Origin of the sequence: Streptococcus sp. UMB1203, from assembly GCF_030217725.1 — a bacterium.
Classification (GTDB): domain Bacteria; phylum Bacillota; class Bacilli; order Lactobacillales; family Streptococcaceae; genus Streptococcus.
In genome coordinates, this window is the sequence record NZ_JASOOK010000019.1 from 20,110 (window position 1) to 35,061 (window position 14,952).

The window sequence follows — 14,952 nt, forward strand, 5'->3', positions numbered from 1 at the left end:
GGGATTTTATGTCCATTATTCAAAAACTTTGGTGGTTTTTCAAACTCGAAAAACGCCGTTATCTAGTCGGAATTGTGGCTTTGGTCTTGGTTTCCGTCCTCAATCTCATTCCACCCATGGTTATGGGGAGGGTCATTGATGCCATCACATCGGGGCAATTAACCCAGCAGGACCTCCTTCTTGACCTATTTTACTTGCTTCTTGCAGCCTTTGGTATGTACTATCTGCGCTATGTTTGGCGTATGTATATCCTCGGGACTTCCTACCGTTTGGGACAGATTATGCGATCTCGCTTATTTGAGCATTTTACTAAAATGTCGCCAGCCTTTTATCAGACCTATCGGACAGGGGACCTGATGGCGCATGCCACCAACGATATCAATGCCTTAACTCGTCTGGCGGGTGGAGGAGTCATGTCTGCGGTGGATGCTTCAATCACAGCTTTAGTGACCTTGCTAACCATGCTTTTTAGCATCTCATGGCAAATGACCCTAGTTGCCATTTTACCCTTACCTTTCATGGCTTATGCGACCAGTCGTTTGGGAAGAAAGACTCACAAGGCCTTTGGTGAATCACAGGCTGCCTTTTCTGAACTCAATAACAAGGTGCAGGAGTCCGTATCAGGTATCAAAGTGACCAAGTCTTTCGGTTATCAGGCGGACGAGTTGGAGTCCTTTCAGGCAGTCAATGAATTGACCTTCCAAAAGAACCTCCAAACCATGAAATACGATAGTCTCTTTGACCCTATGGTTCTCTTGTTTGTTGGTTCATCCTATGTTTTAACGCTTTTGGTAGGCTCCTTGATGGTTCAGGAGGGGCAGATTACGGTTGGTAATCTAGTTACCTTCATCAGCTACTTGGATATGTTGGTCTGGCCTCTTATGGCCATCGGTTTCCTCTTTAATATTACCCAGCGAGGGAAGGTTTCTTACCAACGGATTGAGGAACTTTTGTCTCAGGAATCACCTGTACAAGACCCAGAGTTTCCATTAGATGGTATTGAAAATGGATGCTTGGAGTACGCCATTGACAGCTTTGCCTTTGAAGATGATGAAACATTGACGGATATTCACTTTAGTTTGGAAAAAGGGCAAACATTGGGCTTGGTCGGGCAGACAGGCTCTGGGAAAACATCTTTGATCAAGCTCCTCTTGCGTGAATACGATGTGGACAAGGGAACTATTTATCTAAACGGTCACGATATTCGCGATTATCGTTTGACAGACCTTCGCAGTCTCATGGGCTATGTTCCTCAGGACCAGTTTCTCTTTGCGACCTCTATCTTAGACAATATTCGCTTTGGAAATCCTAACTTACCACTTTCAGCAGTAGAGGAGGCAACGAAGTTAGCCCAAGTTTACCAAGACATTCTAGCCATGCCTCAGGGATTTGATACCTTGATTGGTGAAAAGGGAGTCAGTCTCTCAGGTGGTCAAAAGCAACGTCTGGCCATGAGTCGGGCCATGATTTTAGACCCTGATATCTTGATTTTAGATGATTCCTTGTCGGCCGTGGATGCCAAAACAGAGTATGCGATTATTGACAATCTAAAGGAAACGCGAAAGGACAAGACAACCATCATCACGGCCCATCGCCTCAGTGCTGTTGTCCATGCAGATTTGATTTTAGTTCTGCAAAATGGTCAAATTATCGAACGGGGTCCGCATGAAGACCTGCTAGCCATGGATGGCTGGTATGCCCAGACCTACCAGTCTCAGCAGTTGGAAATGAAAGGAGAAGAAGATGCAGAATAAACAAGAACAATGGGCTGTATTGAAGCGCTTGATGTCCTATCTCAAGCCCTATGGACTCCTGACCTTTTTGGCACTCAGTTTTCTCCTAGCGACTACGGTCATTAAAAGCGTCATTCCCCTTGTGGCTTCCCACTTTATCGACCAGTATCTCAGCAATCTCAACCAACTCGCTGTGACCGTTTTGCTGGTCTACTATGGCCTTTATATCCTACAAACTCTGGTCCAGTATGTCGGCAATCTTCTCTTTGCGCGCGTGTCTTACAGCATCGTTAGGGATATTCGTCGAGATGCCTTTGCCAATATGGAAAAGCTGGGCATGTCTTATTTTGACAAGACGCCAGCAGGTTCCATCGTCTCTCGTTTGACAAATGACACCGAGACTATCAGTGATATGTTTTCAGGGATTTTGTCCAGCTTTATCTCAGCAGTTTTCATCTTTCTGACAACCCTTTATACCATGTTGGTGTTAGATTTTCGTTTGACAGCATTAGTCTTGCTCTTTCTCCCCTTGATTTTCCTTTTGGTCAATCTCTATCGGAAAAAATCAGTGAAAATCATTGAGAAAACCAGAAGTCTCTTGTCAGATATCAATAGCAAGCTGGCTGAAAATATCGAAGGAATCAGGATTATCCAGGCCTTTAATCAAGAGAAACGCCTACAGGCAGAATTTGATGAAATCAACCAAGAACACTTGGTCTATGCCAACCGTTCGGTAGCCTTGGATGCCCTCTTTTTGAGACCTGCCATGAGTTTGCTGAAACTTCTAGGCTATGCTGTCTTGATGGCCTACTTTGGCTACCGTGGGCTTTCTATCGGGATAACGGCCGGAACCATGTATGCCTTTATCCAGTACATCAACCGTCTCTTTGATCCCTTGATTGAGGTGACGCAAAATTTTTCAACCCTTCAAACTTCTATGGTATCTGCAGGCCGTGTCTTCGCCTTGATTGACGAGACGACCTATGAGCCTCTTCAAAAAGATGGGCAAGCCAAAGTCCAAGAAGGCAATATCCGTTTTGAACATGTGTGTTTCTCTTATGAAGGCAAGCACCAGATTCTGGATGATATTTCCTTTTCGGTTAAGAAGGGTGAGACCATTGCCTTTGTGGGCCATACAGGTTCAGGGAAATCTTCGATCATCAATGTCCTCATGCGCTTTTATGAATTTCAGTCAGGGCGAGTTCTCTTGGATGGTGTGGATATTAGAGACTACAGGCAGGAAGAACTGAGAAAAAATATCGGTCTGGTCTTGCAAGATCCCTTTCTCTATCATGGAACCATTAAGTCCAATATCGCCATGTACCAAGACATTAGTGATGAGCAGGTCCAGGCTGCTGCAGCCTTCGTCGATGCAGATTCCTTTATTCAAGAACTTCCTCAGGGATATGACGCCCCTGTTTCTGAGCGTGGTTCGAGTTTCTCTACTGGTCAGCGTCAGCTTCTTGCCTTTGCCAGAACAGTCGCTAGTCAGCCTAAAATCCTGATTTTGGATGAAGCGACAGCCAATATTGACTCTGAAACAGAAAGTCTGGTTCAAGCTTCACTGGCTAAGATGAGACAGGGACGAACAACCATTGCCATCGCCCATCGTCTTTCTACCATACAAGACGCCAACTGTATCTATGTTTTGGACAAGGGGCGCATTATCGAGAGTGGAACCCATGAGCAACTCTTGGCTCTGGGAGGAACCTATCACAAGATGTATAGCTTGCAGGCTGGGGCCATGTCCTAATACTCTTTGAAAATCTCTTCAAATCCATGTCAGCTTTATCTGCAACCTCAAAGCTGTACTTTGATTTTCATTGAGTGTAAGAAGGAAATCCTTCAAATTACAGATTTCTTTCACCGCCTTTTCCATTTTGTGGTATAATGAAAAATGTTGACAAATAGTATAATAAAAACAAAGGAGAAACAGCATGCTGAAATGGGAAGACTTGCCCGTGGAAATGAAATCAAGCGAGGTTGAGTCTTACTACCAGCTTGTCTCTAAAAGGAAGGGTTCGCTGATTTTCAAGCGTTGTTTGGACTGGGTTTTGGCCTTGGTTGTACTGGTTCTGACCTCTCCCATCTTTCTCATCTTGAGCATTTGGATCAAGTTGGATAGCAAGGGGCCAGTGATTTACAAGCAAGAGCGTGTGACCCAGTACAATCGACCTTTCAAGATTTGGAAGTTCCGTACCATGGTGACGGATGCAGACAAAAAAGGAAGTTTGGTGACTTCTGCTAACGATAGTCGCATTACCAAGGTTGGCAATTTCATCCGCCGTGTGCGTTTGGACGAACTGCCTCAGCTGGTCAATGTCCTTAAAGGCGAAATGTCCTTTGTCGGTACACGACCTGAAGTGCCACGCTACACAGAGCAGTATAGCCCTGAAATGATGGCGACCTTGCTTTTGCCAGCAGGGATTACCTCTCCAGCCAGCATCAACTACAAGGATGAGGACACTATCATCAGTCAAATGACGGAGAAAGGTCTGTCGGTTGACCAAGCCTATGTCGAACACGTTCTTCCTGAAAAGATGCGCTATAACCTCGCCTATCTCCGAGAGTTTAGTTTCCTTGGAGACATCAAAATCATGTTTCAAACCGTGTTTGAAGTGCTAAAATAAAGTAGTCATGAGAGAATGAGTACAGATAAAAGGAGCAAATCAATGCCAAATTACAATATTCCATTTTCACCACCCGATATTACAGAAGCAGAAATTGCTGAAGTAGCGGATACCCTGCGTTCTGGTTGGATTACAACAGGTCCCAAGACAAAAGAACTGGAGCGTCGCTTGTCTCAATACACACAGACGCCCAAGACTGTCTGTCTTAACTCTGCGACTGCCGCGCTTGAGTTGATTTTGCGCGTCTTGGAAGTTGGACCTGGTGATGAGGTTATCGTTCCAGCCATGACCTATACAGCTTCATGTAGTGTTATCACTCACGTAGGGGCGACCCCTGTCATGGTGGATATTCAAGCAGATACGTTTGAGATGGACTATGACTTGCTGGAGCAAGCTATCACTGAAAAGACTAAGGTGATTATTCCAGTAGAGCTTGCGGGGATTGTTTGCGACTATGACCGTTTGTTCCAAGTTGTGGAGAAGAAACGTGATCTCTTTACTGCTTCAAGCAAGTGGCAAAAGGTCTTTAACCGTATTGTGATTGTTTCTGATAGTGCCCACGCTTTGGGGTCTACTTATAAAGGGCAACCAGCTGGTTCTATCGCGGACTTTACTTCCTTCTCATTCCATGCAGTTAAGAACTTTACAACTGCTGAGGGAGGAAGTGCCACTTGGAAAGCCAATCCAGCGATTGATGACGAAGAAATGTACAAGGAATTCCAAATTCTTTCCCTTCACGGGCAAACTAAGGATGCCCTTGCTAAGATGCAACTGGGCTCATGGGAATATGATATCGTCACACCAGCCTACAAGTGTAATATGACCGATATCATGGCGTCACTTGGTTTGGTACAATTGGACCGTTACCCTGGTTTGCTAGAACGTCGTAAGGACATTGTGGACCGCTATGATCGTGGTTTTGCAGGTTCTCGTATTCATCCATTGGCACACAAGACTGATACTGTAGAATCTTCACGCCATCTTTACATCACCCATGTAGAAGGAGCAAGTTTAGAAGAACGCAACCTCATCATCCAAGAATTAGCTAAAGCGGGAATTGCAAGTAACGTCCACTACAAACCACTTCCGCTCTTGACAGCCTATAAGAATCTTGGCTTTGACATGGCGAATTATCCTAAGTCCTATGCCTTCTTTGAAAATGAAATTACGCTCCCTCTTCACACTAAATTAAGTGATGAAGAAGTGGACTATATCATTGAGACTTTCAAAACAGTTTCTGAAAAAGTACTAGCTTCATCAAAAAAATTGTAAAAAAGTCTTGACAAAGAAAAAACAAAGTATTAAAATAAGTTCAACAAATCAGAAAAGTAACTATTTTTGATCTTCAGGGAGCCTGTGGTGATTGTGAACAGGTGGTTGGAAGTAGTGAAAGTGGGCTGATTTTAAAAATGAATTTGAAACAATGAAAATTCGGTGCGCACACCTTACAGTGCAACTTGTTGTTAGACAAGGCAGAGATGTAAAGGGGAATAGTCCCTTTATAATTGAGGTGGCACCGCGTTACCAACGCCCTCACGCAGAGTAATTTTCTGTGTGTGGGCTTTTTCATATCTTGAAATCAATACAGAAAGAGGAAAATTTTATGACAACTAAAGGTTATTTTGGACAATTTGGTGGTAGTTTTGTACCGGAGCCGATTCAGGCTTTGTTGGATGAGTTGGAAGTGACATTTGACAAGTACAAGGATGATCCAGAATTTTTGGCAGAATTTCGCCATTATTTAAAGGACTATTCAGGTCGCGAAACACCGCTCTATTTTGCGGAAAGTTTGACAGACCACTTAGGTGGCGCTAAGATTTATCTCAAGCGCGAAGACCTTAACCACCTTGGTTCTCACAAACTCAACAACGTTTTAGGACAAATTCTTTTGGCCAAACGCATGGGCAAAAAACGAGTAATCGCAGAAACAGGAGCTGGTCAGCACGGTGTTGCGACAGCAGCGGCTGCAGCCAAGTTTGGTATGGCCTGTGATGTCTACATGGGAGCAGAGGATGTGGAACGTCAACGTCTCAATGTTTTCCGTATGGAGATGATGGGAGCAACTGTTCACGCAGTTGAAACAGGGACTCGTACCCTCAAAGATGCTGTTGATGCAGCCTTTGGAGCATGGATGAATGATTTGGAAGCCTTCTACGTTTTGGGATCTGCTGTGGGGCCTCACCCATATCCTACAATTGTCCACGAGTTCCAAAAGGTCATCAGTGAAGAATCTCGCCGTCAAATCTTAGAAAAAGAAGGTCGTTTACCAGACTACGTTATTGCCTGTGTAGGTGGTGGTTCTAATGCTATTGGTGCTTTTTCTCAGTATGTGGCTGATGAAGAAGTTAAATTGGTTGGGGTTGAAGCTGCTGGTCACGGACTTGATACAGACAAGCACGCAGCTACTATGACAAAAGGTAGTATCGGAATTGTTGATGGTATGAAGACTTATGCAGTCTTTAAGGAAGATGGAGAGCTAGCTCCAGTTTACTCTATCTCAGCTGGATTGGACTATCCAGGGGTTGGCCCAGAACACGCATACTTTAAAGATTCAGGTCGCGTGGAATATGTCGCTGCGACGGATGAAGAAGCTGTTCAGGCTCTCCTCCTTCTCAGCAAGACTGAAGGAATTATCCCAGCGATTGAAAGTTCGCATGCTATCGCAGAAGCAGTTAAACGTGCACCGAAACTAAGTAAAGACGACATTATCATCATCAATGTCTCTGGTCGTGGAGACAAGGACGTAGCTGCAATTGCAGACTATCTAGAAGCTAAAAAATAAAAGATGGAAAAATTACAGTCTTTTCTCTCACAGAGAGCTTGTGGTTGCTGAAAACAAGCAGAGAAAGCTGTAAGGTTGGGTCCATCTGAAACGAGAGAAGAAAACATAATTCTCAAGGGAGTGCCCTTTATCGCACAGCCTGTTACAGGAGGTATCTGAGACAGGAATGAGAGATAGGAGAAATCCTATAATTGAGGTGGCACCGCGAATTTCGTCCTCACGCAAGTTATTTTGCGTGGGGATTTTTCATACAGTCACCACGGACTAGAAGTAGAACTGAAAGGGAAATTACAATGGAACGAATCATTCATGGAGATGTCTTATCACCAATCTTGGCTTATATGCGTCTAAAGGGGCAACACAAGGTTATCTTAGAAAGTATTCCGAGAGACAAGGAAACAGCTCGTTTTTCTATCTTAGCCTATAATCCTGTTTTTGAGATTAAGTTTGAAAATGGAGTCCTTTATCAAAATGGTCAAGTGATTGATCGGGATCCCTTGGATTTCCTTTATGAAGTGACTCATAAGAGCCAACACCACTCAGATCTACCTTTTGGTGGTGGGGCAATTGGTTTTGTTGGTTACGATATGATTTCGCTTTATGAAGAAATTGGGCAAATCCCTCAAGATACAATTGGAACGCCAGACATGCATTTCTTCGTCTATGAGAGTTACATGGTCTTTGACCACAAGAAGGAGAAAATCCATGTCATCGAGGATGCTCTCTATAGTGAGCGTAGTCAAGAAGACTTGGAAAAAGCTTTGAACCAAGTGCTTGAGGAATTACGCATTCCTGCTCCAAATGAATTTGAAGACTTGGATCTATCTCCGTTAGACTTCAAACCGCATATCGCTCCTCAGAAGTTTGAGGAAATGGTGGAAACAGCTCGTGATTTGATTCGTAACGGAGATATGTTCCAATGCGTACTCAGCCAGCGTTTCTCAGCAGAAGTTACTGGAAATCCATTTGACTTCTACAGAAATCTCCGCGTGACCAATCCTTCTAATTACCTTTATTTCTATGATTTTGGGGATTATCAAATCATCGGAGCTAGTCCAGAAAGTTTGGTTTCTGTCAAAAATGGCATCGTGACAACCAATCCGATTGCGGGTACACGACCAAGAGGCGCTACGGATGAAGAAGACAAGGCTTTGGCGACAGACCTGCTTTCGGATGAGAAGGAAACAGCAGAGCATCGGATGTTAGTAGACTTGGGACGTAACGATATTGGTCGCATCTCTGAAACGGCCAGTGTCCAAGTCACTAAGTATATGGAAGTGGAGCTTTTCCGTTATGTCATGCATTTGACCAGCGTGGTCAAGGGGCGTTTGCTTCCAGAACTCACTGCCATGGATGCTTTGAAAGCAACACTTCCAGCTGGAACAGTTTCAGGAGCACCAAAGATTCGAGCGATGAGACGCATCTATGAACTGGAAACGGAAAAACGGGGCGTATACGCAGGAGCAATCGGCTACTTGTCTGCGACGGGTGATATGGACTTCGCCATTGCCATCCGAACCATGATTCTCAAAAATCAAACAGCCTATGTGCAGGCTGGGGCAGGGATTGTCTACGACTCCATCGCTCAAAACGAATACCAAGAAACCATTAACAAAGCAAAATCTATGACTAGAATTGGAGAACTAAGACCATGATTTTATTGATTGACAACTATGATTCTTTTACCTATAACTTGGCACAATACATTGGGAATTTCGCAGAAGTTCAGGTCTTGAGAAATGATGATCCAAAGCTATATGAAGAAGCTGAAAAAGCAGATGGTCTGGTCTTTTCGCCCGGCCCAGGTTGGCCAGTTGATGCTGGCAAGATGGAAGATATGATTCGTGATTTTGCTGGCAAGAAACCGATTCTTGGAATTTGTTTGGGTCACCAGGCCATCGCAGAAGTCTTTGGTGGTAAGCTAGGCTTGGCTCCAAAAGTCATGCATGGGAAACAGAGCAATATCAGCTTTGAAGCGCCATCTGTTTTGTATAAAGGTATCGAGGATGGCCGTGCGGTCATGCGTTATCACAGTATTTTGATTGAAGAAATGCCAGAAGACTTTGAAGTGACAGCTCGTTCGACTGATGACCAAGCCATCATGGGGATTCAACATAAAAACCTACCGATTTATGGTTTCCAGTACCATCCAGAGAGCATTGGAACGCCAGATGGCTTGTCTTCTATTCGGAATTTTATCGAGAAGGTTGTAAAGTGAGGAAACTAGGATGAAAGAGATTATTGAAAAACTAGCAAAATTTGAAAATTTATCAGGTGTGGAAATGACGGATGTCATTGAGCGTATTGTAACTGGGCGTGTTACTGAGGCGCAGATTGCTTCTCTCCTTTTGGCTCTTAAGATGAAGGGGGAAACACCTGAAGAACGCACAGCCATTGCCCAAGTCATGAGAGGGCATGCCCAACATATTCCAACTGAAATTCATGATGCCATGGACAACTGTGGTACAGGTGGGGACAAGTCTTTCAGCTTTAACATCTCTACAACTGCAGCCTTTGTCTTGGCTGGTGGTGGTGTTCACATGGCAAAACACGGTAACCGCTCGATTTCTTCTAAATCTGGTTCTGCAGATGTCCTCGAAGCCTTGGGTATCAACCTAGACCTCAAACCAGCTGAACTAGGTAAGGTCTTTGATAAAACTGGTATCGTCTTTCTCTTTGCTAAAAATATGCACCCAGCAATGAAATACATCATGCCAGCTCGTTTGGAATTGGGAATTCCAACAATCATGAACTTGACTGGTCCTCTGATTCACCCAATGACTTTGGAAACACAGCTTCTTGGTATTAGTCGTCCAGAACTTCTAGAAAGTACAGCTCAGGTTTTGAAAAATATGGGTCGCAAACGTGCTATAGTGGTTGCTGGTCCAGAAGGATTGGACGAAGCTGGTTTGAATGGAACAACCAAGATTGCCCTTCTTGAAAATGGCGAAATCACCTTGTCAAGCTTTACTCCAGAAGATCTGGGGATGGAACGCTACGCTATCGAAGACATTCGTGGAGGCAATGCTCAGGAAAATGCAGAAATTTTGCTTAGAGTTCTGAAAAACGAACCAAGTCCATTCTTGGAAACGACAGTCTTGAATGCTGGTCTTGGTTTCTATGCTAATGGTAAGGTTGATAGCATCAAGGACGGAGTTGCCTTAGCTCGTCAAGTCATTGCTAGTGGCAAGGCCCTTGAAAAACTCAGACTGTTACAGGAGTATCAAAAATGAGTCAGGAATTTTTAGCACGAATTTTGGAGCAGAAGGCACGTGAGGTCGAGCAGATGGAGCTGGAGAAAATTCAGCCCCTGCGCCAGACCTATCGCTTGGCTGACTATCTAAAACAACACCAAGACCGTTTACAGGTAATCGCAGAAGTCAAGAAGGCTAGCCCTAGTTTGGGAGATATCAATCTCGATGTGGATATTGTGCAACAGGCCCAGACTTATGAAGAAAACGGCGCAGTGATGATTTCTGTTCTGACAGATGAAGTTTTCTTTAAAGGTCATTTGGATTATCTACGGGAGATTTCCAGTCAGGTACAGATTCCAACGCTCAACAAGGACTTTATCATCGATGAAAAGCAAATCATCCGCGCTCGCAATGCCGGTGCGACAGTCATCTTGCTCATTGTGGCTGCCTTGTCCGAAGAACGACTCAAGGAACTTTACGACTACGCGATAGAGCTTGGTCTGGAAGTCTTGGTGGAAACCCACAATCTAGCTGAACTAGAAGTAGCCCACAGACTTGGCGCTCAGATTATCGGAGTTAATAACCGTAACTTGACCACCTTTGAAGTCGACTTGGAGACCAGTGTAGACTTGGCTAAACACTTTGAGGAAGGTCGTTATTACATTTCTGAATCTGCTATTTTCACAGGGCAGGATGCAGAGCGAGTAGCACCATACTTTAACGGCATTTTAGTAGGGACAGCTCTCATGCAGGCAGAAGATGTAGCCCAGAGAATCAAGGAGTTGCAGATTGACAAAGGTTAAAATTTGCGGATTATCGACCAAGGGAGCGGTGGAAGCAGCCGTTTCAGCAGGAGCGGACTACATCGGTTTTGTCTTTGCACCTAGTAAAAGACAGGTGACCTTGGATCAGGCTGCTGATCTGGCTGAGCTCATCCCTTCAGACGTAAAAAAGGTTGGTGTATTTGTTTCACCAAGTCGGGCAGAACTGCTAGAAGCGGTTGACAAAGTTGGCTTGGACTTGGTACAGATTCACAGTCAGGTGGCGGATGATTTGTTTGAGGATTTGCCTTGTGCTAGCATTCAGGCTGTGCAGGTGGATGGAGAGGGTCATGTGCCCAATTCTCAGGCAGACTATCTACTCTTTGATGCCCCTGTGGCAGGGAGTGGCCAGACCTTTGACTGGGGTCAACTGGATACGACAGGACTAGCTCAGCCTTTCTTTATCGCAGGTGGGCTTAAGGAAGACAATGTAGTAAAAGCAATTCAAAACTTTACTCCCTATGCAGTAGATGTATCAAGCGGAGTGGAGACAGATGGACAAAAAGATCATGAAAAGATTAGAAGATTTATAGAGAGGGTAAAGCATGGCATATCAGGAACCAAATAAAGATGGATTTTACGGAAAATTTGGAGGACGTTTCGTCCCAGAAACATTGATGACAGCAGTTTTGGAGTTGGAGAAGGCCTACCGTGAAAGTCAGGCAGATCCAAGTTTCCAAGAGGAATTAAACCAACTCTTGCGCCAGTACGTAGGACGTGAAACTCCCCTTTACTACGCAAAAAATTTGACCCAGCATATTGGCGGAGCCAAGATTTATCTTAAACGTGAAGACCTGAATCATACAGGGGCCCACAAGATTAACAATGCCTTGGGACAAGTTTTGCTTGCTAAACGCATGGGTAAAAAGAAAATTATCGCAGAAACAGGTGCTGGTCAGCACGGTGTGGCAACTGCAACTGCTGCAGCCCTCTTTAATATGGAATGTACCATCTATATGGGTGAGGAAGATGTGAAACGCCAAGCACTCAATGTTTTCCGTATGGAGCTTTTGGGAGCAAAGGTTGAGTCAGTGACAGATGGTTCGCGCGTGCTCAAGGATGCGGTCAATGCAGCCCTTCGTTCATGGGTAGCAAATATCGATGATACTCACTATATCCTAGGTTCTGCCTTGGGGCCTCATCCATTCCCAGAAATTGTTCGTGACTTTCAAAGTGTCATTGGTCGAGAGGCTAAACAACAGTACCGCGATTTGACAGGTCAAGATTTGCCAGATGCCCTAGTAGCCTGTGTTGGTGGTGGTTCAAATGCCATTGGTCTATTCCATCCATTTGTGGAAGATGAGTCTGTAGCCATGTATGGAGCTGAAGCAGCAGGACTTGGTGTAGATACAGAGCACCATGCAGCTACCTTGACCAAGGGCCGCCCAGGTGTCCTCCATGGTTCTCTTATGGATGTGCTCCAAGATGCCCATGGTCAAATTCTTGAAGCTTTCTCTATCTCAGCAGGTTTGGACTATCCTGGTATCGGTCCAGAACATTCTCACTACCACGATATCAAACGTGCCAGCTATGTTCCTGTGACAGACGAGGAAGCCTTGGAAGGATTCCAACTCCTGTCTCGTGTGGAAGGGATTATCCCAGCCTTGGAATCTAGTCACGCTATTGCATTTGCGGTGAAATTAGCCAAAGAACTTGGACCAGACAAGTCCATGATTGTCTGTCTATCAGGTCGTGGGGACAAGGATGTGGTTCAAGTCAAAGACCGCTTGGAAGCAGACGCAGCAAAGAAGGGAGAAGCTCATGCCTAAGACATTAACAGAAAAATTGAATGCTATTAAAGTAGCTGGAACAGGAATTTTTGTTCCCTATATCATGGCTGGAGACCACGAGAAAGGTTTGGATGGACTAGGTGAAACAATCCACTTTTTAGAAAATTTGGGTGTCTCTGCCATTGAAGTGGGCATTCCCTTTTCAGACCCTGTTGCAGATGGACCTGTTATCGAAGAAGCAGGCTTGCGCAGTCTAGCCAACGGAACTTCTACCCAGGCTTTGGTTGAAACCTTGAAAACCATTGAAACAGAAGTACCACTTGTCATCATGACCTACTTTAACCCCCTCTTTCAGTACGGTGTGGAGAATTTTGTCAAAGATTTGGCAGATACAGCGGTTAAGGGCTTGATTATCCCAGACCTGCCTCATGAACATGCCAACTTTGTAGAGCCATTTTTGGTGGGTACAGATATCGCTTTGATTCCCCTAGTTAGTTTGACAACAGGGATTGAGCGTCAGAAAGAGTTGATTGAAGGGGCAGAAGGCTTTGTCTATGCCGTTGCCATCAATGGGGTGACAGGGAAATCAGGCAATTACCGCGCAGATTTGGACAAGCACTTGGCACAATTGCATCAAGTAGCCGACATCCCAGTATTGACAGGATTTGGCGTATCTAGTCAAGCCGATGTAGAACGCTTCAATGCGGTGTCAGATGGTGTTATCGTTGGTTCGAAAATTGTAAAAGCTCTCCACAAAGGAGAGCCGATTGAGGACTTTATCAAACAAGCAGTAGCTTACCAAAAATAATCACACAAGCAGCAAGTAAGAGGAAAGGCACGAAAGGAAGTCTTTCCTTTTTCTTTTGGAGGAGAAAGGCCAGGATGCCTGTCGCCGAAGCAAACTGAATCAAGATGAGTAACTCGGTTGCGCTAAAGACGAGGGCGCAAGAAGCTAGAAAGAGAAAATCCCCTGCACCTATGTGGATATCGATAAAATGAGCCAAAATTCCAAGGACAAGGAAGAAGACCATGACCAGATTCCAGCCAGAGCAGACCATTAGGAATAGATGAAAGACAATCCAGACCAGTAAGGGATATTCCTGATGGCGAAAGTCGTAGATGCCCAAGGTCAAACCAGCAGTGATTAGGATGATTTGACCCAAAGAGAACCAGCCCCATGACCAAGCCAGAAAGAGGAGTCCTAAACCTAGTTCAAAAAGGGCATACCAGACAGGATAAGGAGCCTTGCAGTAGCGACAGCGAAAGTGATTGAGCACCTGCGAGAGAATCGGAATCAAATCTAAGGGACGCAAGCGAGTCTGACAGGAGTCGCAGTGACTAGCAGGTTGGATAATGGATTGATCTGGAAAACGGTCAATGACTAAACCAAGAAAGGAAGCGAGGATGCTCCCGACAAGAAAAAAATAAAAATCAATCATACTTATCTATTCGTAAAAAATGGGAGAAGTAGTATAATGGAGAAATATAGATAAGATGGTGAGGTCAAGATGACAATTCGTTTTGAAGAAAAGGTGAATACAGAAAACGCTCAGCTCGTATGCCAATGGTCCAACTCCCTTGGTAAATCCTTTCAAGAACAATGGATGGGACCAAAGACTCCTTTTCCCTTGACAATTCAAGTCTTGCAAGATTTGGAAGGAATCTTTTCAATCTTTGATGGACACGAGTTTGTTGGACTAATACAAAAAATCAGGCTAGAAGACAGTAATCTTCATATTGGAAGATTTTTTATCAACCCCCAGAAACAGGGGCAAGGCTTAGGTAGCCAGGCTTTAAGGAAATTTGTTAGTTTGGTCTTTGAAAATGGAGACATAGATAGTATTTCTCTAAATGTCTTCGAGGAAAATCAAGCAGCCAAGCACCTTTATCAAAAAGAAGGATTTGAAATTGTTCAAACCATTGAAGCACCTGTACGAAAATACGTTATGAAAAAGCTTAGATAGAAAGCAAAAAAGCCTTGATTCTGTACTGACCCCAAAAAGTTAGACAATTAATTTAAGCAAAGGATTTAGTTCTGTATTGTACAGGGCTAAGTCCTTTT

The 14,952-nt window shown here is 44.4% G+C and carries 14 protein-coding genes and 2 other annotated features; of the genes, 13 read left to right on the forward strand and 1 reads right to left on the reverse strand.

Features of this window, described 5'->3' with window-relative positions; all coding sequences use genetic code 11:
* Positions 1–8: 8 nt before the first annotated feature.
* From QP439_RS06155 to trpA, 12 genes are all read left to right on the forward strand, one after another.
* The gene (locus tag QP439_RS06155; RefSeq protein ID WP_285388711.1) at positions 9–1,754 is read left to right on the forward strand and encodes an ABC transporter ATP-binding protein; all 1,746 of its coding nucleotides are present in this window, start codon (positions 9–11) and stop codon (positions 1,752–1,754) included.
* The gene (locus QP439_RS06160; RefSeq protein WP_285388714.1) at positions 1,744–3,486 is read left to right on the forward strand and encodes an ABC transporter ATP-binding protein; all 1,743 of its coding nucleotides are present in this window, start codon (positions 1,744–1,746) and stop codon (positions 3,484–3,486) included. Before QP439_RS06155 ends, QP439_RS06160 begins: the two co-directional genes overlap by 11 nt.
* 184 nt (positions 3,487–3,670) lie before the next feature.
* Positions 3,671–4,363 carry a sugar transferase gene (locus tag QP439_RS06165; protein WP_000922210.1) on the forward strand — a complete coding sequence of 231 codons (693 nt, stop codon included), beginning with the start codon at positions 3,671–3,673 and terminating at the stop codon, positions 4,361–4,363.
* Positions 4,364–4,405: 42 nt separating this feature from the next.
* Positions 4,406–5,635, forward strand: a complete 1,230-nt coding sequence (locus tag QP439_RS06170) for a DegT/DnrJ/EryC1/StrS family aminotransferase (protein ID WP_285388717.1) — start codon at positions 4,406–4,408, stop codon at positions 5,633–5,635.
* A gap of 40 nt (positions 5,636–5,675) precedes the next feature.
* Positions 5,676–5,901: a binding site (T-box leader), on the forward strand.
* A 65-nt stretch (positions 5,902–5,966) separates the two neighbouring features.
* Positions 5,967–7,145: a tryptophan synthase subunit beta gene (trpB, locus tag QP439_RS06175; protein WP_000208439.1), complete on the forward strand. Its 1,179-nt coding sequence runs from the start codon at positions 5,967–5,969 to the stop codon at positions 7,143–7,145.
* Positions 7,142–7,367, forward strand: a binding site (T-box leader). It overlaps the preceding gene by 4 nt.
* A gap of 71 nt (positions 7,368–7,438) precedes the next feature.
* Entirely contained in the window at positions 7,439–8,800 is a 1,362-nt protein-coding gene (gene trpE / locus QP439_RS06180) for an anthranilate synthase component I (protein ID WP_261042321.1), read from the forward strand.
* Positions 8,797–9,363, forward strand: a complete 567-nt coding sequence (locus QP439_RS06185; RefSeq protein ID WP_000601907.1) for an aminodeoxychorismate/anthranilate synthase component II — start codon at positions 8,797–8,799, stop codon at positions 9,361–9,363. Before trpE ends, QP439_RS06185 begins: the two co-directional genes overlap by 4 nt.
* A 10-nt stretch (positions 9,364–9,373) precedes the next feature.
* The gene (gene trpD, locus QP439_RS06190; RefSeq protein WP_000658710.1) at positions 9,374–10,378 is read left to right on the forward strand and encodes an anthranilate phosphoribosyltransferase; all 1,005 of its coding nucleotides are present in this window, start codon (positions 9,374–9,376) and stop codon (positions 10,376–10,378) included.
* Positions 10,375–11,142 carry an indole-3-glycerol phosphate synthase TrpC gene (trpC, locus tag QP439_RS06195; RefSeq protein WP_285388723.1) on the forward strand — a complete coding sequence of 256 codons (768 nt, stop codon included), beginning with the start codon at positions 10,375–10,377 and terminating at the stop codon, positions 11,140–11,142. Before trpD ends, trpC begins: the two co-directional genes overlap by 4 nt.
* Positions 11,129–11,728 (forward strand): phosphoribosylanthranilate isomerase, encoded by a 600-nt coding sequence (locus QP439_RS06200; RefSeq protein ID WP_285388726.1) that lies wholly within the window; start codon positions 11,129–11,131, stop codon positions 11,726–11,728. Before trpC ends, QP439_RS06200 begins: the two co-directional genes overlap by 14 nt.
* Positions 11,706–12,929, forward strand: coding sequence for a tryptophan synthase subunit beta (gene trpB / locus QP439_RS06205; RefSeq protein WP_269798238.1), 1,224 nt, complete (start codon positions 11,706–11,708; stop codon positions 12,927–12,929). The genes QP439_RS06200 and trpB (QP439_RS06205) overlap by 23 nt, the downstream gene beginning before the upstream one ends.
* Entirely contained in the window at positions 12,922–13,698 is a 777-nt protein-coding gene (gene trpA / locus QP439_RS06210; RefSeq protein WP_285388730.1) for a tryptophan synthase subunit alpha, read from the forward strand. Before trpB (QP439_RS06205) ends, trpA begins: the two co-directional genes overlap by 8 nt.
* Here the strand turns inward: trpA and QP439_RS06215 are convergent.
* Entirely contained in the window at positions 13,670–14,329 is a 660-nt protein-coding gene (locus QP439_RS06215) for a prepilin peptidase (RefSeq protein WP_285388733.1), read from the reverse strand. The two genes, trpA and QP439_RS06215, sit on opposite strands and share 29 nt — an antisense overlap.
* Positions 14,330–14,398: 69 nt before the next feature.
* Here QP439_RS06215 and QP439_RS06220 point away from each other — a divergent pair, with 69 nt between their 5' ends.
* Positions 14,399–14,854 (forward strand): GNAT family N-acetyltransferase, encoded by a 456-nt coding sequence (locus tag QP439_RS06220; protein ID WP_261027411.1) that lies wholly within the window; start codon positions 14,399–14,401, stop codon positions 14,852–14,854.
* The last annotated feature ends 98 nt before the right edge of the window (positions 14,855–14,952 follow it).

Coding starts and splice junctions, on each gene's coding strand:
- QP439_RS06215 (WP_285388733.1), bottom strand. CDS start 14,329: ATGATTGATTTTTATTTTTTTCTTGTCGGGAGCATCCTCGCTTCCTTT.
- trpB (WP_269798238.1), top strand. CDS start 11,706: ATGGCATATCAGGAACCAAATAAAGATGGATTTTACGGAAAATTTGGA.
- QP439_RS06160 (WP_285388714.1), top strand. CDS start 1,744: ATGCAGAATAAACAAGAACAATGGGCTGTATTGAAGCGCTTGATGTCC.
- QP439_RS06185 (WP_000601907.1), top strand. CDS start 8,797: ATGATTTTATTGATTGACAACTATGATTCTTTTACCTATAACTTGGCA.
- QP439_RS06220 (WP_261027411.1), top strand. CDS start 14,399: ATGACAATTCGTTTTGAAGAAAAGGTGAATACAGAAAACGCTCAGCTC.
- trpA (WP_285388730.1), top strand. CDS start 12,922: ATGCCTAAGACATTAACAGAAAAATTGAATGCTATTAAAGTAGCTGGA.
- QP439_RS06170 (WP_285388717.1), top strand. CDS start 4,406: ATGCCAAATTACAATATTCCATTTTCACCACCCGATATTACAGAAGCA.
- QP439_RS06155 (WP_285388711.1), top strand. CDS start 9: ATGTCCATTATTCAAAAACTTTGGTGGTTTTTCAAACTCGAAAAACGC.
- trpE (WP_261042321.1), top strand. CDS start 7,439: ATGGAACGAATCATTCATGGAGATGTCTTATCACCAATCTTGGCTTAT.
- trpC (WP_285388723.1), top strand. CDS start 10,375: ATGAGTCAGGAATTTTTAGCACGAATTTTGGAGCAGAAGGCACGTGAG.
- QP439_RS06165 (WP_000922210.1), top strand. CDS start 3,671: ATGCTGAAATGGGAAGACTTGCCCGTGGAAATGAAATCAAGCGAGGTT.
- trpB (WP_000208439.1), top strand. CDS start 5,967: ATGACAACTAAAGGTTATTTTGGACAATTTGGTGGTAGTTTTGTACCG.
- trpD (WP_000658710.1), top strand. CDS start 9,374: ATGAAAGAGATTATTGAAAAACTAGCAAAATTTGAAAATTTATCAGGT.